The sequence below is a fragment of the Bacteroidales bacterium genome (assembly GCA_012517825.1).
Taxonomy (GTDB): Bacteria; Bacteroidota; Bacteroidia; order Bacteroidales; family JAAYUG01; genus JAAYUG01.
Genome location: JAAYUG010000136.1, coordinates 34,368 through 52,625 on the forward strand (window position 1 = coordinate 34,368; position 18,258 = coordinate 52,625).

Annotated in this window: 14 protein-coding genes; 8 read left to right on the forward strand and 6 right to left on the reverse strand. The window is 47.1% G+C overall.

The window, feature by feature from the left end; genetic code table 11:
* Positions 1–21 precede the first annotated feature (21 nt).
* Both GX419_09295 and alaS read right to left on the reverse strand, forming a co-directional pair.
* Positions 22–1,821: a long-chain fatty acid--CoA ligase gene (locus GX419_09295; GenBank protein ID NLI24886.1), complete on the reverse strand. Its 1,800-nt coding sequence runs from the start codon at positions 1,819–1,821 to the stop codon at positions 22–24.
* 47 nt (positions 1,822–1,868) lie between these two features.
* Entirely contained in the window at positions 1,869–4,499 is a 2,631-nt protein-coding gene (gene alaS / locus GX419_09300; GenBank protein ID NLI24887.1) for an alanine--tRNA ligase, read from the reverse strand.
* Between the two features lie 148 nt (positions 4,500–4,647).
* On the opposite strand from alaS, the gene GX419_09305 reads away from it, so the two are divergent.
* From GX419_09305 to GX419_09320, 4 genes are all read left to right on the forward strand, one after another.
* Positions 4,648–5,619 carry a M23 family metallopeptidase gene (locus tag GX419_09305; GenBank protein ID NLI24888.1) on the forward strand — a complete coding sequence of 324 codons (972 nt, stop codon included), beginning with the start codon at positions 4,648–4,650 and terminating at the stop codon, positions 5,617–5,619.
* A 135-nt stretch (positions 5,620–5,754) separates the two neighbouring features.
* Positions 5,755–6,090, forward strand: coding sequence for a MerR family transcriptional regulator (locus GX419_09310; protein ID NLI24889.1), 336 nt, complete (start codon positions 5,755–5,757; stop codon positions 6,088–6,090).
* Between the two features lie 42 nt (positions 6,091–6,132).
* Positions 6,133–7,227: a Nif3-like dinuclear metal center hexameric protein gene (locus tag GX419_09315; GenBank protein ID NLI24890.1), complete on the forward strand. Its 1,095-nt coding sequence runs from the start codon at positions 6,133–6,135 to the stop codon at positions 7,225–7,227.
* A 3-nt stretch (positions 7,228–7,230) separates the two neighbouring features.
* Entirely contained in the window at positions 7,231–8,013 is a 783-nt protein-coding gene (locus GX419_09320; protein NLI24891.1) for a hypothetical protein, read from the forward strand.
* Positions 8,014–8,030: 17 nt separating this feature from the next.
* Here GX419_09320 and GX419_09325 read toward each other — a convergent pair whose 3' ends face one another.
* The 3 genes from GX419_09325 to GX419_09335 all read right to left on the reverse strand — a co-directional run bounded on the left by GX419_09325 (position 8,031) and on the right by GX419_09335 (position 11,967).
* Positions 8,031–9,332, reverse strand: a complete 1,302-nt coding sequence (locus GX419_09325) for a UDP-N-acetylmuramoyl-tripeptide--D-alanyl-D-alanine ligase (GenBank protein NLI24892.1) — start codon at positions 9,330–9,332, stop codon at positions 8,031–8,033.
* Between the two features lie 95 nt (positions 9,333–9,427).
* Complete coding sequence (locus tag GX419_09330) at positions 9,428–10,918, reverse strand: SUMF1/EgtB/PvdO family nonheme iron enzyme (GenBank protein ID NLI24893.1); 1,491 nt, start codon at positions 10,916–10,918, stop codon at positions 9,428–9,430.
* Between the two features lie 62 nt (positions 10,919–10,980).
* Positions 10,981–11,967 (reverse strand): PorP/SprF family type IX secretion system membrane protein, encoded by a 987-nt coding sequence (locus GX419_09335; protein ID NLI24894.1) that lies wholly within the window; start codon positions 11,965–11,967, stop codon positions 10,981–10,983.
* A gap of 179 nt (positions 11,968–12,146) precedes the next feature.
* On the opposite strand from GX419_09335, the gene porU reads away from it, so the two are divergent.
* The 4 genes from porU (at position 12,147) to GX419_09355 (ending at position 18,052) form a co-directional block, all read left to right on the forward strand.
* Complete coding sequence (gene porU, locus GX419_09340) at positions 12,147–15,896, forward strand: type IX secretion system sortase PorU (protein ID NLI24895.1); 3,750 nt, start codon at positions 12,147–12,149, stop codon at positions 15,894–15,896.
* A gap of 73 nt (positions 15,897–15,969) precedes the next feature.
* Complete coding sequence (porV, locus tag GX419_09345; protein NLI24896.1) at positions 15,970–17,181, forward strand: type IX secretion system outer membrane channel protein PorV; 1,212 nt, start codon at positions 15,970–15,972, stop codon at positions 17,179–17,181.
* A gap of 87 nt (positions 17,182–17,268) precedes the next feature.
* Positions 17,269–17,742 carry a 2-C-methyl-D-erythritol 2,4-cyclodiphosphate synthase gene (locus GX419_09350; protein ID NLI24897.1) on the forward strand — a complete coding sequence of 158 codons (474 nt, stop codon included), beginning with the start codon at positions 17,269–17,271 and terminating at the stop codon, positions 17,740–17,742.
* Between the two features lie 10 nt (positions 17,743–17,752).
* Positions 17,753–18,052 (forward strand): thioredoxin family protein, encoded by a 300-nt coding sequence (locus GX419_09355; GenBank protein ID NLI24898.1) that lies wholly within the window; start codon positions 17,753–17,755, stop codon positions 18,050–18,052.
* Positions 18,053–18,061: 9 nt separating this feature from the next.
* Here the strand turns inward: GX419_09355 and GX419_09360 are convergent.
* A partial coding sequence (locus GX419_09360; GenBank protein NLI24899.1) for a hypothetical protein occupies positions 18,062–18,258 on the reverse strand: 197 nt, incomplete at its 5' end.

The window sequence follows — 18,258 nt, forward strand, 5'->3', positions numbered from 1 at the left end:
TGAAGTTTTTCGGCTGTTCGGTCAGGCATCCAGAATATCATCCTTGTCGACACTGAAGATTTCGTCGATCAGGTTGCTGTATTTTTCCAGCAGGACCCTGCGCTTGAGTTTAAGGGTAGGGGATAGTTCCCCGGTCTGAGGAGACCATTCATCAGCCACCAGCCTGAAACGCTTGATTCGTTCATGTTCGCCAAGCTGCTTGTTATAGCGGGCAATTTCTTTCTGATATCTGGCAACCACCTGGGGATTGCTGATCAGGTCATTGTTGTCGTGGAAATTAACGTGATGGAGAAATGCCCAGTTGTGGAGGAACGAAAAATTCGGAGCGATGAGGGCACTGGCAAATTTCTGGTTTTCACCTATTACCATGACCTGTTCAATGAACATCGATTCCTTGAGCATGTTTTCGATAGACTGGGGTGCAATATATTTACCGCTGGAGAGCTTGAAGATTTCTTTTTTCCTGTCGGTAATTTTCAGGTATTTTCCCTCTACCAGAATACCGATATCGCCCGTATGGAGCCAGCCTTCCTCGTCAATGGCTTCCTTTGTTTTTTCCGGATCTTTGTAATAGCCCATCATTACGCAGGGGCCTTTTGTGAGGATTTCACCATCTTCAGCGATCCGTACCTCAACATTTTCAAAAACTGGTCCGACGGTTCCAACACGGACTTCGCCCGTACGCATATTGTTGGCGGCAATTACCGGAGAGCTTTCGGTAAGTCCGTATCCTTCGACGGTTGGTATTCCTGCCGCTCCGAATATCCGTGAAAGCCTTGGCTGAAGTGCTGCACCACCAACGACAATAAGCCCGAGATTTCCTCCCAGTGATGCCTGCCATTTGCTGAATACCAGTTTCCGTGCCAGGGCAAGCTGAAGCCTGTAAAAAGGACTACCTTTCAGCACATAGTCATATTTAAGTCCCAGATTGACCGCCCAGAAGAAAATTTGTTTTTTGATGTAGGGAAGGGATTTGCCTGTGCCAATAATTTTATCATAAACCTTTTCGATAAGCCGTGGCACCGAGATCATGAGTTCCGGCTTCACCTCACGCAGGTTATCGCCAATGGTTCCGAGATTTTCTGCATAGTAAATCCCAATCCCTTCCATCTGAACATGATAATTTATGGTGCGTTCAAAAACATGGCAGATGGGAAGGAAACTGAGCATTTTGTGCTGATTGTTGTACCAGTGAATATTGCGGGCTCCTTTGGCATTGGTAACAACATTCCGGTGCGACAGCATCACTCCTTTGGGGTTGCCTGTTGTGCCGCTCGTATATATAATGGTAAGAAGGTCATCAGGGGTGATGGATTTTTTTATTTCCTGAACCCTGGGCAGGTATTCTGCTTCAGACGACTCTCCGAGCCGGAGAATCTCATCGAAGTTTCGTGCTCCGGGCACATCATTGAATGTAAAGATGGTGGTCCCGGGAAGAAGGTTTTCGGCAATGGGCCGGATTTTATCATGCAGTGATTTATCAGAAACCACTATGATCTTTGGTTCGCAATGTTGCAGAATGTACTGGTATTCTTCCCTGCTGATGGTTGGATAAACCGGAACGTGCACCGCTCCGATCTGGCTCATTCCCATGTCAAGGAAATTCCATTCAGGGCGGTTATTGGAAACGCTCAGGATTCTGTCACCTTTCGAAATACCAAGTTGCAAAAGCCCACAGCTTACATAATTGGCATTTTTTACATATTCTTTGCTGCTAAAGGTTATCCACGATCCGTTTTTCTTTGCCGCCAGGGCATCCTGTTTTTCGGGAAACCTGACAAGGTAATTGTCAAGAATGTCAAAGGTGCGGGTAATTTCCATGGAAACAGATTTTGGGATAAAAATAAACAATTACTGAAATCCGGATGCTAATTTGCAAGTTTTGTTTCCACAATGGCTTTCATGCGCTGAAAGGCATTGGGTAATCCGCCGGGGTTGCTGCCTCCTGCGGTGGCGAAAAATGGCTGACCGCCTCCGCCTCCGTTTATTTCTGAAGCCAGTTCTTTAATCAGAACGGCAGCATTCAGGTTCAGTTTTTTTACCAGGTCGTTTGAAATCATGAGGGCCAGATGTGCCTTGCCGTCCAGTTCGGTTCCCAGAAGCATGATGGTTTTCTCCGAGGCATGGGCCAGGGGAAAAGCAATATCTTTCAGCAGAGCCGGAGTATCGGCCTGAATTTTTTCAGCTACCATGCTGATTTCGCCAATCCTTGCGGCTGAGGCCAGCAATTCTTTCTGAAGCCTGGCGGCCCGCTCAGCCTGGAAGCTTTCGGCTATTTTACGCAACCGGGAATTTTCATCCAGGATCTGTTCAAGGATGGTAACCGGATTTTTGGGGTTGTTCAGTTTTGAAAGCAGGGTGTCGAGCAGGTCCATTCGTTCATAGATAAAATCCTCGGCAGCTTTTCCGGTTACGGCTTCAATGCGTCGGATACCGGCAGCGATGGATGTTTCGGTGGTTATCTTGAACAGTCCGATGGAAGCAGTTGAGTCAACATGAGTTCCTCCGCATAATTCAACCGATTCGCCGAAGCGGATTACACGTACTGATGATCCGTACTTTTCTCCGAACAGCGCCATAGCTCCCATTTCCCGGGCCTTGTCCATGGTAGTGGAACGGATTTCATTCCGGGCAACGTTCCGGCGGATCATTTCGTTGACCATTTGTTCCGTTTTCCGGATCTCTTCGGGGGTCATCTTTTTGAAATGGCTGAAGTCGAAACGCAGTCTTTCCGGTTCGACAAGCGAGCCTTTTTGTTCTACATGCTTTCCAAGCACCTGCCGGAGGGCATAATGAAGAAGATGGGTGGCAGAGTGATTGCAGGCTGTCATTTTTCTTTTTTCTTCGTCCACTCTGGCATGAAAGACTGATTCGGGATGCGCCGGCAGACGGTCGGCCTGATGAATAATCAGATTGTTCTCGTGGAAGGTGTTCAGAATTCTGATTTGCTCCGAGCCGGAGATGAGGGTTCCGCTGTCGCCCACCTGTCCGCCGCTTTCTGCATAAAAGGGGGTTTTGTTCAGCACCAGGTGCACCTGTTCTTTATTCTTAGCCTTCACCACCCTGTACCTTGTTATCAGTACCTCCTCTTCCAGACTGTCATATCCGGTAAATACCCCTTCTTCGGTATTGCCATGCACAATATTCCAGTCGCCTGTTTCCACAACAGTGGCATTTCGTGACCGTTTTTTCTGTTCTTCCATGGCCAGTTCAAAGCCGGTGCGATCAACGGTAAATCCCTGTTCCCGGGCAATCAGTTCGGTAAGGTCGAGAGGAAATCCGTAGGTGTCGTAAAGTTCAAAGGCACTGTTGCCAGGGATTACCTTGCTTTCCTTTTGGAAATCCATTATTTGCTGCAGCAGGCGTATCCCGGTTGAAAGGGTGCGGAGAAAGGAATTTTCTTCTTCTTCCACGACTTTCATTACCAGTGCCTGTTGTTTTTTGATTTCGGGAAAGGTGTCGCCCATAACCGCCACCAGGGAGGGCACCAGTTTGTAAATGAAAGGTTCTTCCTGTTTCAGGAAAGTGTATCCATAACGCACGGCACGGCGCAGAATGCGTCGCAAAACATATCCCGCTTTGGTGTTGGAAGGAAGCTGGCCATCGGCAATACAAAATGAAATAGCCCTCAGGTGGTCGGCAATCACCCGCATAGCTACATCGGTCTTTTCCTCTTTTCCATAAAGAAAACCGGTAAGGCGTTCGGTTTCCGAAATGATCGGCCTGAACAGGTCGGTATCGTAGTTGGAATCTTTTTTCTGAACAACACGGCACAATCGTTCAAATCCCATTCCGGTATCCACATGCTTCATGGGCAACGGCTCAAGAGAGCCATTGGCTTTTCTGTTGAACTGAATAAAAACCAGGTTCCAGATTTCAATAACCCTGGGATCTCCGGTATTCACCAGAAGATGGCCGGGGGTTTCCTTTCGTTCCTTTTCGTTTCGCAGATCAATATGAATTTCGGAACATGGCCCGCAAGGCCCTGTATCTCCCATTTCCCAGAAATTGTCCTTACGGTTCCCCCTGATAATTTTTCCGGCAGGAAGATGTTTGAGCCAGCAGGTGTATGCCTCTTCATCGAAAGGGATTCCTTCATCGTCGCTTCCTTCAAAAACAGTCGCATACAGGTTTTCCGGGTCAAGCTTCAGGGTTTCGGTAAGAAATTCCCAGGCCCAGTCGATGGCCTCCGCCTTGAAATAGTCCCCAAACGACCAGTTCCCAAGCATCTCAAACATTGTGTGGTGGTAGGTGTCATATCCTACTTCTTCCAGGTCGTTATGTTTGCCCGATACGCGCAAACACTTCTGCGTATTTGCAACGCGGGGATGCGGTGCAGGCTGGTTACCAAGGAATATGTCCTTGAACTGATTCATGCCGGCATTGGTAAACATCAGGGTAGGATCATTCTTGAGTACTATGGGAGCAGAGGAAACAATTGTATGTCCCTTATCCTCAAAAAATTTCAAAAACTTCTGCCGAATCTCCGAAGCGTTCATCACCTTTCAACTAATTGATAATTAAATTATTTTAAAAAAATCTCATTTTAACAGAGCTTGTAAAATTAAATTTTTTCTATAGATTTGCGTTCAATATCAATAATATATATAATTTTGGTTTATAATACACTTTCCCAATCGATTAGATATGGCACGAATCAAATACCGTTTTAATCCCGAATCGCTCAGCTACGACCGTATATCTTTTACAATCAAAACACGCATTATCCAGTTTTTTACCTATTTTATGGCAAGTGTTGCCATAGCAATCATTTATTATGTTCTGTTCTCAAGTTTCTTCAATTCTCCGAAGGAAAGGAAGCTTCTGCGTGAAAATGAACAGCTGAAAGTCAGGCTCGAGCTGTTCAACAAGAAACTGGATAATTTAAATGCAGTGCTGGAAGATTTACAGCAACGGGATGACAATATTTACCGGACGATTTTTGAAGCAAAGCCCATACCTAGGTCGGTCAGGGAAGCAGGAATCGGAGGTACTGACCGGTATGCTGACATGGAGGGGTATAGTTTTTCCGATCTGTTGATTGCTACGGCCAAGAAACTTGATAAGATCACCAAAAAGGTTTATATCCAGTCGAAGTCGTACGATGAAATTATCAAACTTGCTATGCGCAAGGAAGAAATGTTAAAGGCTTTGCCTGCCATCCAGCCCATATCCAACAAAGATCTTACACGAACCGCTTCAGGTTGGGGGTGGCGCATTCATCCGGTTTACAAAATAAAAAAGTTCCACTATGGTATGGATTTTACGGCACCGGTGGGTACGGAAATTTATGCAACCGGTGATGGGGTAGTGAAAGAACTCGAAGCATCGTATCGCGGATATGGCTGGAAAATTGTCATTGACCATGGATTTGGATATGAGACCTGGTATGCGCACTGCAGCGGATTTAATGTGAAGGTAGGTCAGCATGTAAAACGGGGCGATGTAATCGGATATGTCGGAAATACCGGACTTTCAACAGCTCCCCATTTGCACTATGAAGTGCACATTAACGGGGAGCCGGTAAATCCGATCAATTACTATTTCAATGATCTCAGTGCCGAAGAATATGACAAGCTGATTGAGATTTCCACCAATTCCAATCGGACATTCGACTGAGATTTTCTGCCGGACACCTTGTTTCTCTGGTAAAAGGAAGGGATATGTTTTTCAGGCAGAAGAAGAGAAAAACTGCAGGGAAACGAGGTTTTTTTCTAACTTAGGTGGCTGAATTGCTCTAATACTGATTTACCAATGCCCTATAAGGAAGCCAGGATCGAAAAGGTTTATTATTCCATCGGTGAGGTGGCCGAAATGTTTCATGTCAAACCTTCCTTAATCCGATACTGGGAAAAAGAATTTGACATTCTTAAGCCGCACAAGAATAAAAAGGGTACCCGTTTTTTTACCCGGGAAGATATCCGGAACTTTCATCTGATTTATCATCTGGTAAAAGAACGGGGAATGACTATCAAGGGGGCCAAGCAGAAGCTTAAGGAGAACCGTGAGGAGACGGAAAGCACCTTCGAGGTTGTGCGGATTTTGCAGAAAGTGAAGGATATGCTGCTTGAAATTAAAGATTCCATTTGACTTTCAAGGGAAGGTTCTTTTGCATAGTTCAAGGTAACAAACATGAAAGTTAAAGAAGTACTTGCCTGTCTGGAAGAGAAATTTCCCCTGGCTTATCAGGAAAGTTATGATAATGCCGGTTTAATAACAGGTGACAGGGAGGCAGATGCAACCGGAGTACTGATATGCCTCGATGTATCAGAAGCCGTTGTTGATGAAGCTCTTGCTCTCGGAGCCAATGTCATTGTTTCGCATCATCCGCTGATTTTTCAAGGAATAAAAAAGCTGAACCAGGGTGCTTATCCTGACAGGATACTGATTCAGGCTGTCAGGAATCATCTGAATCTGTATGCATGCCATACCAATGCCGATAATATCAAGTACGGGGTCAATGAACGACTGGCTGAAAAACTGGGATTAGACGGGACAGAAATCCTGAGTCCTTTATCCGGCCGGTTATACAAGCTCGTAACCTTTGTTCCTCATCAGTATGCTGGGCGTGTAAGGCAGGCTATGTTTGAAGCCGGGGCGGGGCATATTGGTGCTTACGATCATTGCAGTTACAATGTCGAAGGGTATGGAACATTCAGAGGGTCCGACACAGCAAATCCTTTTGTGGGAGAGAAGGGCATTGACCATACGGAACCCGAAACGCGTGTAGAGGTGATTTTCCCTGATTACCTGCAGGACAAAATCCTCCGTCATCTGCTGGAGGCACATCCCTATGAAGAAGTGGCATATGACATAATTCCACTGGCCAATCCCTCACCCGTAGCCGGTGCCGGCCTGACGGGGCATCTTCCGGAACCCATGGATACTGATGCATTTCTGACCATGGTAAAAAAGGCACTTTCCGTTCAATCGGTGCGCTATTCTGCTCCCGCAAAAAATCAGGTTTATAAAATAGCGGTCTGCGGCGGAAGTGGTTCCTTTCTGATTCCGGCCTGTCTGTCAGCAGGAGTCGATGCCTTTGTTACGGCCGATATTAAATACCATCAGTTTATTGAGGCCGCAGGTAAACTCCTGCTGGTCGATGCCGGACATTACGAAACCGAAGTCGGTGCGAAAGAAATTTTTTATGAACTTCTTATAAAAAAATTACCTAACTTTGCAGTTCATTTTTCGAAAAGGGATTTCAATCCGGTAAATTATCTGTAACCTATGGCAACAGAGAAGACAAAGACGACTGAAGTAGCTGACATCTCCATTGAAGAGAAATTGCGTGCACTTTTTGAACTTCAGAAAGTTGATTCTGAAATAGATAAAATACGGATCCTGCGGGGAGAACTTCCTCTTGAAGTTCAGGACCTCGAGGATGAAATTGCAGGTCTTGAAACGAGGGTAAAAAATCTGGAAGGGGAAGTCAAAAGTCTTGAAACAGCCATCAGTAATAAAAAGACCGAGATTGCCCAGGCAAAGGACCTGATCAAGAAGTATCAGGAACAGCAGAACAACGTCAGGAACAACCGGGAATATGATTCTCTTTCCAAGGAAATAGAATACCAGACACTGGAAATTGAACTCTGCGAAAAGAGGATAAAGGAATTTACAGCTCAGATAGCCCTGAAAAAGGACGCGATTGATCAGGCCACTGCTCTTCTGAATGAACGGAAGAGCGATCTCGATCAGAAGAAAAAAGAACTGGAAGAGATTGTAGCCGAAACGCAGAAGGAAGAAGAACAGCTTTTGCAGAGGTCAAGGGAGATTGAGGCGATTATTGAGCCGCGTCTTCTGACAGCTTATAAAAAAATCCGGGGTAATGCCCGTAACGGTCTGGCCGTAGTTACCGTAGAACGGGATGCCTGCGGCGGGTGTTTCAATAAAATTCCACCCCAGAGGCAGCTGGACATCAGGTCGCGCAAAAAGATTATTGTTTGCGAATACTGCGGACGCATTCTGGTGGACGACGAAATTGCCCAGAAAACATCATCTGACAAAGCCTGAGATTCCTCCTGAATTTTTCAAAGATACGGAAGAACCTTTTCGAGCGCTATTCCGCGTGAACCTTTGATCAGTATCTGACATCCCTTAAGAGGATTCCTTTTAAGTTCCTCTATGAGTTCATCGGTTGAGGTAAAAGCCATTGTTCTTCCTTCTTTGGAGGCATTGAGGAATTCGGGACCCACCGTAATGATTTTTTCAGCAGGAAGCGATTCAGTGAGCCGGAGGATGCGTGAATGTTCTTCGCCGGCATAGGATCCCAGTTCAAGCATATCGCCCAGAATTACCACCTTGCGGGGGTGCGGCAGAGAAGCAAAATGGAGCAGGGCAGCTTCCATGCTCGATGGGTTGGCATTGTACATATCGAGTATCAGTTCATTGTACCGGGTTTTCTGGAACTGGCTCCGGTTGTTCCGGGGCATGTACTGTTCAATTGCTGAACAAATGTCTTTTTCAGGTATTCCAAAGTGCATTCCGGTGCAAATTGCCGCCATGGCATTGGCAAGGTTATACTGTCCGACCAGATTGGTTTTTATCGTATGTCCTTCCGAACCGCCGGAAGGATACCAGGTAAAAGATAAAAAAGGTTCTTCCGGAATCAGTTGTCCCCGGCAATCACATCCGGGCTGACTGCCGTAGGTAATTTTTTTCAGGTTCAGTGGAAGCGCCTGTTCCACCAGAAGCGGGTTGTCAGCGTTAAGGAAAATGGTTCCTCCTGTTTCCTCCAGAAAACGGTAAAGTTCGGTTTTGGCCCTGATAACTCCTTCAAAGGATCCGAATCCTTCGAGGTGGGCCTTACCGATAGTGGTAATGAGGCCATAGCCGGGCAGGGCAAGGCGGCATAAAAAGTCGATTTCACCCGGGTGATTGGCGCCCATTTCAATAACGGCAATTTCTGTTTCGGAACTGATACGGAGAAGGGTCAGGGGAACTCCGATATGGTTATTGAGATTGCCTTCGGTAAAAACCACCTTTTTTTTACGCGAAAGTACTGCAGCGATAAGCTCTTTTGTAGTAGTTTTTCCGTTGCTTCCGGTGATTCCGATTACAGGAACGGGGAACTGCCGGCGGTGGTAGAAGGCAAGTTGCTGAAGTGTTTCCAGCGCATCGGGCACCAGCAGGCATTTTTCTGAAACAACGTGCTCTTTTTTGTCCACGATGGCTAATGTGCATCCTTTGCTGAGGGCATCGGCTGCATAGGCTCCTCCTTCGGAGATGTTTCCCCTGAGGCCGAAGAAAAGGGAGCCCGTATGGGCTTTTCTGCTGTCAATGACAACAGAAGGATTGTGAAGAAAAATTTGATGGAGTTCCCTTATTTCCATATCGTTTTGTTTGCCAGGAAGGAAATAAAACAGGGCTGCTGAAAACGTATTTCTGCAGCAGCCCCGTAGATTTTATTCAGCAAACGGAATCGTATTTATTTGCCGGCAGGAGGTCCGACGCGTGTCATAGCACAGCGGAATCCGAGGTCGTCGCGCGAAGCTTTTTCGTGCAGGTACCGGCGGGTACCGGGGCTGAGCCAGTAGGCACGGTCTCTCCAGCTACCGCCTTTGTAAACACGTACTTCGTCATTGATAAGCGATGCGTAATCCTGTTCTTTCTGTGCATACATGCGCTGTGAACCAGGGCCTTTATCGGCATCTTCATTGGTGTATTCAATACTTGATGTAAAGTCGCCGTCCTGGTAATTCCTGTAATCTGAGTGGTCGTAATTCCAGCGCTGGGCAGTTTTTTCAGCGGGTACGGGATGGTATCTCAGGCGGCCGAGGCTGTCTTTCTGGGCAACTTTTCCTTCTTCATCCCTTTCCAGTTCCATGAACACGTTTCCACGGAAGGGGTTGAATTCGTCAAAATCTTCAAAAGAGAGCGGACGATAGACATCGGCTACCCATTCATTCACGTTTCCGGCCATGTTGTAAAGGCCATAGTCATTGGGCCAGTAAGATTTTACAGGAGCCGGTATTTCGGCATTATCGTTAAGATTTCCGGCAGTACCCATCATGTCGCCACGGCCACGGACAAAGTTAGCCCGCATCTCGCCTCTGTATTTTTTAACATCGTTCCGCACGTTGTGTCCGTTCCATGGATAAATACGGCGTTCATAAATTCTTTCGTCATAGGAGTTGCCAATGAGGGCAAAGGCTGCGAATTCCCATTCGGCTTCGGTCGGGAGGCGGTATTTCGGCAGGAGAATTCCGTCTTCCAGACGCACTTTTCTTTCTTCTTTGTTCGGATCAAGGGAAGGCAGGTTTTGTTTTACCAGGCCTTCGTACTGGCCGGCAAGGTATGCATCGGTATTGAAGTTTTCCGCTCCCTGCTGGTTGGGATCCCACTGAAGAATTCCTTTGTCGATCAGAATTTTTTCATTCACCCTGTCAGTTCTCCAGGCACAGTAATCATTGGCCTGCAGCCAGTTGACACCTACTACCGGATACTCATTGTAAGCGGGATGCCTGAAATAGTATTGCACGTAAGGTTCATTGTAAGCCAGCGGCCTTCTCCATACGAGCGTATCGGGCAGGGCATTTTTATAAACATCGGGGTACTGGGCAAAAACCCTGCTGATCCAGTAAAGGTATTCACGGTAGTCTACATTTCGCACTTCGGTTTCGTCCATATAGAACGAACTGACAGTAACCCGGCGGGGAACATTGTTCCAGTCGAACATGACATCCTGTTCAACCCGGCCCATGGTAAATGAACCACCTTCAATGAACACCAGGCCAGGACCTGTTGTCTGTTCATATTTGGTCACAACTTCAAAACCACCGTTTTCACGATCATTATATGCCCATCCTGTTTTTGTTGATTCCTTGCCGGATTGTGTGATGTCTCCGCCGCTTTTACAGGAGGACAAAACAAGAGTTCCAGCTACTAAAACAGCTAAAAAAACTGCCTTGATTTTCATAGGAGTTTTGATTTGATTCAGATTCAAATATACACAAAAATTTTTTTGATGTACAAACATAACTAAATTTTGGGACATTTTATTGCATGAATGGTTTTTCTTTTCTTTATCTGGTCAACTTTTAATGAACAGGTAACTTCCCAGGAACCTTTCCGGGGAAGCCGGGAAGCTGACAAAGCGTCGGCATCGTACGAAACAGCCACCTGGAGGCGTCCCGCATTCATTCCGGCAAGGGCAACCACGGTAATCCAGCTGAGGTTGGTATTGCTTCGGGCCCAGATACCGGCATAAAGCGGTTTAACTGAAAAATAGCTTCCTGTCTGAATCAGTGTCAGATTGCCCTGATGCCAGAATGTGAGGTTGGGCGAAATGCTGAGAGGCTGCAAGCTCAGAAGGCTCCGCGAAATTTCGAAGTTATAACCGGCATGGGCCGTAACACGCAACGGAATCCGGTATCCGCCTGACAGCAAAGGCCGGGTCAGATGGTGGGCCGATGCCCCAAAATACATGGACCGGTAAACTGCTGCAAAGCCTGTTGCGAAATCGGGAACTGTTTTACCGGGAGGCAGGCCGGTCTCATTTCCCGGAAGGGTTGTCAGAGTGGCCGGGTCAATCTGATCGGGGAACAGAAGCTCCGAAGTATTAAATCCGCTTTGAATTCCTCCGGCCTGTATGGCAAAACTGGCCGATAGGGCTGAGGAGATCACGGCCTCATAACTGTAAATGCATTCAGCCCGCGTAATAGAAAAAAGTCCGGAATAGTTTTCCCGAACCACCGCAAATCCTGCTGCTCCATGTATCCGTTCGACCGGCAGGCTGGCTGAAACGCCATAGTACCGGAAAGGGTTATTCAGTTGAAGCCATTGGCTCCGGTGAAAAACAGAAACCGATCCGTATCCGCGGGCTCCTGCAAAGGCGGGGTTCAGATTCAGCAACTGCTCATACGGCTGCGAATAAACAGCATCCTGAGCGGAAACCGATATATTGATCACCTGCATGACGAACAATATAAACCACCACCGGCGTAAAACAATTCCTGTAATTTTCACTAAGTTTACACCCGACAACATTGGCTTGTTGCAATAAATATACGAAGATAACGTTTAATGGTTACATTTTCTTGCCTGTTCATTCTCCGATGAAGATATTTTTTCAGCATAAAAAACGGAAGGTTCTGTTGGTTCTGTTCTCCTGCTTAATACTGGTACCGGACATATACTCCCAGCAGGTGTATTTCCGCAGGCTGCAATGGCATGAGCCGCATCAGGTGATGATTGACAGCATCCGCAAAAAGATTCCTTCCTTCGATGGGGCCGTATATCCCGACAGCCTGTTCACACTTCCTTATTTTCAGGAACTGTTTCCGGGCAGGGCAGGGATGCGGGTCAGCATTCTGCCCGGGGCAGTGTACGAGCCTGTTCCCGAAGAAGAAAGGCAGGATCTTGGTCTTCTTCCGGATACATTGTCATTTACTGTTTTTCTGTCCACTGAAAGAAAGAAGACAGTTACTGTACTTCGGGTTCTCCCGTTCAGAAAAAATCCTGACTCAGGAATCCCTGAAAGGCTGGTTTCTTTCAGGATCTACATTACTCCATCTGAACAAATGGCAGAGACAGCCCGGAAAAGTGCCGGAATCCGGAGCACTGCATCATTAATGGCAAGCGGTAAATGGTACCGGATTAAGGTTGCGGAAAACGGTATCTATAAACTGACCTATGCCCGTTTACAGGAACTTGGATTTGCCGATCCTTCCAGAGTCAGGTTATTCGGATACGGTAGCGGGATGCTTCCGGTGGTTCCGGGGCAGAGGACGCTTGATGATATGGCGGAAGTTCCCGTTTTTTTTAACAAAGGCTCTGACGGTGTTTTCGGACCCGGGGATTACCTGTTGTTCTATGCAGAGGGCCCGGTAAAGAGGTATTATAATGAGTCGCAGTCCATGTTTCGTCACACGGTTCATGGCTTCAGTAATTTTGCCTGGTATTTCATTTCCGATGTTCAGGGGCTGAGGAAAGAAATAGAAGAATATGATCCCGGTCAGGCCGGTGCGGTAAAAAGCATTACCACCTTTCCTGAACATCAGTGGCATGAGAACGAGTTGGTCAATCTGATCCGTTCAGGCTCCCAGTGGTTTGGAGAGGCATTTGATGTGAACGTATCGCGAAGTTTCAGTTTTGCCATACCTGATATAAATCCGGCCGTTCCGGTAAAGGTTTTTGTGACGGCTGCCGGACGTTACAGCAGTACTACTTCACTTTCGGTTCAGGTTAACAATGCTTTCCTTGGCAGCATCAGCTTTTCCCCTGTTAGTTTGTCGAGTTCAACCGGGAATTATGCATCGTATGGACAAGCGTCGTATACAGTTTCTGTGGCGGGATCCCCTGTTACAGTCACCCTGCAGTACAACCGGCCTGACCTTGCGGCAGTTGCGTGGCTTGACTATATTGATATCACCGCAGAAAGGATGCTTCGTATGACCGGTAATTATTTTGCCTTCCGGTCGGTTCCTCAGACCTCCTCCGGTGAACTGGCTGAATATGTTCTGGAAAATGCCACCGAAGATCTTCAGGTATGGGAAGTTACGGATATTCATCGGATACGGAAGATGAAGACTGCTTTGGCAGGATCGGTTTTGCGGTTCAGATACCCTGCCGACTCGGTAAGGGAGTTTATTGCATTCCGGCCTTCGGCAGATTTTTCCGCACCTGTTACCCAGGGGGAAGATGTGGGGCCGGCACCCAATCAGAATATTCATGGGGCTGGTCCGGCCGATATGATCATTATTACCCATCCGGCCTTCATAACCCAGGCCGAAGAACTGGCCCGGATACGGCGGGAAAATGATGGCCTGCGGGTACATGTGTTTACGGCCCAGCAGGTTTATAACGAGTTTTCATCAGGCACACCCGATGTTTCTGCTATTCGTGATGCGGTAAAATTGTTTTATGACAAAGCATCCTCGGAGGACGATCTGCCGCGATACCTTCTGCTTTTTGGCGATGGCTCCTTTGATAACCGGAATCAGAATCCGGCCAATCCGAACTATATTCTTACCTACCAGTCTCCCAATTCGATCACGCAAACTGCCTCGTATGTGAGCGATGATTTTTTTGGCATGCTGGATGACGGGGAACTGCTGACCAGCGGCATGCTGGATGTCGGCGTGGGCCGGTTGCCCGTAAAATCGGCAAACGAAGCCGATGCCGTACTGGAGAAACTGAAAAATTACCGGAATATGGCCGTTCATGGCGACTGGAACAATCTGATTACCATGATAGGCGATGATGAGGACAACGGTACCCACATGTACCAGAGTGACCTGCTTGCCACTTATCTGGACGAGAATTATCCGGAGTTCAATATTGAAAAGATTTATCTGGACGCATACAGGCAGGTTTCTTCTTCCACCGGTACCACCTATCCGGATGTGAACAAGGCGATTAATCTGCGGATGAAGAAGGGTGCACTGATTGTCAATTATGTGGGTCATGGCAATGAAAACGGCCTGGCACACGAACGGATTCTTCAGACTGCCGATATCAAAGGTTGGGAAAATACCGGAAAGTTACCGCTATTTGTCACTGCCACCTGTGAATTCAGCCGGTTTGATGATGTGAAGATCAGCGGAACCAATTACAGTGATGCTACTTCGGCCGGTGAGCAGGTTCTCCTGTGTCAGGGCGGGGGAGGGATTGCCCTGTTGAGTACCAGCAGGCTGGTTTATTCGGGTCCGAATTTTGTTCTGAACGAAAATTTCTATAAACAGATTTTCAGACGAAATGCGGATAATACGCCTCTCAGGCTGGGGGATGTCATCAGGTTTACCAAAAACAGTTCCGGTTCAGGTACGAACAAATTGAATTTTGTTCTGCTGGGCGATCCTTCTCTTGTTCTGGCCTACCCGCAGTGGAAAATTGTTGTTGATTCCCTGAACGGAATTCCTGTTCAGGACTTTGCCGATACGGTCAAGGCGCTTGGCAGCATGATGGTTTCGGGGCATATTGAAGATGCCGGGGGGAATTTTGCTCCGGATTTCAGGGGCAATCTGGTGGCAGCGCTGTTCGACAAGCCGGCCATAATTACCACACTCAACAATGACGGAGAAGGGAGTTTTCAATATTCCAGCTTCAATAGCATTTTGTTTAAAGGGCAGGCAAAAGTTGCGGAAGGGAAATTCCGGTTCAGGCTTTTTGTGCCCAAGGACATCAATTACCTGCCGGGAAAGGGGAAAATAAGCCTGTATGCAAAATCAGACGCTACGCAGGCCAACGGTGTTTTGCAGAACATTGTTATAGGCGGTATTTCTCCGCAGGCGGAAACCGATAATGAGGGCCCTTTCATTCGGTTGTATTTGAACGATACCCTTTTCAGGGACGGAGGAGTAACTTCCGAAAATCCGGTACTGATTGCCTTACTGCAGGACGAGCACGGGATCAATACCACCGGTAGCGGAATAGGTCACGATATCACTGTGATTCTTGACAATGAAGAGCGGTTTGTACTGAATGATTTTTATATAGCTGAGCCCGACGATTACCGGCAGGGACGCGTGGAATTCCCTCTTTCCGGTCTGGTGCCGGGCCTGCACACCCTTCAGTTCAAAGCCTGGGACACCTATAATAACTCGTCGGAGGCCTCTATTTCGTTTGAGGTATTCCAATCCGACGCTCCCATGATCAGCAGGCTGTACAATTATCCCAATCCTTTCAGTGATTATACGGCATTGGTTCTGGAGCACAATCAGGCAGGGAAAAGCGCGGTGCTGCAGCTTCAGATCTATTCTCTGACGGGCGAAATGGTGTATTCGTGGAGCGAACCGCTCAGTGCTTCGGGTTTTGTTACCATTCCCGTAATATGGTCTGGAGTGAGCCCTTCAGGGAGAAAACTTCCCGGAGGTGTTTATCTCTACAAGGTAACGATTGTCAACAGCCAGGGAAGAACTGATAGCAAAAGTGGCAGAATGATGGTTATCCGCTGATTTTTTTTACCGGTTGGGCAATAAATTTTATATTTGTCAGGTTTACTAAATGGGAAAGAATAAAATTGTTAATATGGCACAAATAAAAACTGCAAAACTTGTCTTTCTGAGCATTGTGTTCATGACCGTACAGTTTGTTGTTCAGGCGCAAAGCACGATTCCCATCGGACAGCTGAACGGAAGCGAACCAAATACCATTGAAACAACCGTTCCTTTTCTGACCATAGCCCCTGATTCCCGGTCAGGTGCGATGGGAGATATTGGTGCGGCAACAACTCCCGACATCAATTCCCAGCACTGGAATCCGGCCAAATATGCTTTTATTAAAGAAAAAGGAGGAGTAGCTCTCTCTTATACACCATGGCTTCGCAATCTGGTGAACGACATCAACCTGGCCTACCTGATTGGATATTACCGTATTGATCGCCAGCAGGTTATAAGTGGTTCACTGCGGTATTTTTCGCTGGGGCAGATTGATTTTACTGACAATAACGGGAATTTCATTAAGCCTTTCAATCCGAACGAATTTGCCATTGATGCCGGATATGCCCGCCTCTTTTCCGATAAAATTTCAGGAGCAATTGCGTTTCGCTTCATACGGAGCGATCTGACAGGAAACATTTATGTGGAAGGTGTGGGCGGAGAAACAAAACCCGGTGTGGCCTTTGCTGCCGATGTTGCAACATACTACCATACCCCGGTAAAGTTAAAGGATAAGGATGGAGAACTGGCGTTTGGGGTTGATATTTCCAATATCGGTACCAAGATATCGTATACTGATAATCAGCAAAAGAGCTTTATTCCCATTGACCTGCGAATTGGCAGCCGGCTGACTACTGAACTGGACGAATTCAATTCCCTGTCGTTTGCCCTCGATCTGAACAAGTTGCTTGTGCCGACAAGTCCCATCTACGATACGGCTACGGTAAACGGAAAACCAAAGATTTTGTACGGCAAAGATCCCAATGTATCGGTACCCGTCGGTATGCTCCAGTCGTTTTATGATGCCCCCGGAGGATTCAAGGAAGAAATGCGCGAAATTATGTTTTCAGCCGGGGTTGAATACATTTACAGGAGCCAGTTTGCCGTGCGGGGAGGATATTTCCATGAGGACAAGACCAAAGGCAACCGCAAGTATTTTACCGTTGGTTTTGGAATGAAGCTGAATGTATTTGGGCTCGACTTTGCCTATCTTGTGCCTGTTTCAGGACGTCAGAATCCGCTGGCCAATACGGTGAGGTTTACCCTTTCCTTCCTGTTTGAAAAGCAGAAGAAGAGCAAATAGCTGATATATTTCCAAAAAAACTGCCGGAAAGATGGCATTTGTTTCCGGCAGAACAGTTTATCAGGAAGCCACAATCAGTACAGATACATGCGGATAGGATTCGGATATGATATTCACAGGCTGAAGGAAGGAATTCCTTTGGTGCTTGGCGGTGTGAATGTTCCTTCCGACAGGGGATGTGTGGCACATTCCGACGGGGATGTTCTTCTTCATGCCCTTATGGATGCCATGCTCGGAGCGGCAGGATTGCGCGATATCGGGTGGCACTTTCCCGACAGCTCCGAAGAGTTCAGGGGTATTGACAGTAAAAAACTTCTTGTACGGGTGAGAGATCTTATTTCGGAACAGGGGTTCAGGGTTGGGAACATCGATACCACAGTACTGCTGGAAAAGCCCAGAATCAGGGATTTTATTCCCCAGATGCAGCAGGTACTGGCCTCTCTTTTGAATATTTCTCCTTCGCAGATTGGAATCAAGGCCGGAACGAATGAGGGTGTGGGAGAAGTGGGTCAGGGCCTGGCTGTTGCCGCCTGGGCTGTGGTTCTTCTGGAAGAAAAGTAAACGGTACCGCATGGCTGATATGGCGCAGGGAAATACTCAGGAGCTTCAGGTGCTGGTTTTTCAACGCAACGATTGTTCTGTTTGTCACGCTATTGAACCAAAGCTGAAGGAACTTTTCAGCCGATATGCCTTGTTGCAGGTAAAATGGATTGATGTTGAAGAAATACCGGAGATGGCGGGCCGGTATCTGGTTTTCACTGTTCCGGCGGTACTGCTTCTCTATGAAGGAAAGGAACAGTTCCGTCTTGTACGAAATTTCGCCCTGTCGGAACTGGAACAAAAAATCAATAAGGTTTTGCAGTATTTCTGACAGAATATCTTACCGTGTAAGAATATTCTGCACGGTATTGATTTCACTCTGATCATCGACAGTATAGGTAAGGGAGATCTGATCGAATCGTCCGTTCACACTTCCGCTTCCTGAGATCGAAAAACCATCTACCGTCTGGACAGGAATGCTCAGGTAATACCCCTGAATCAGGATGCGTACCTTTCTGGATTGTCCGAGCTGATAGA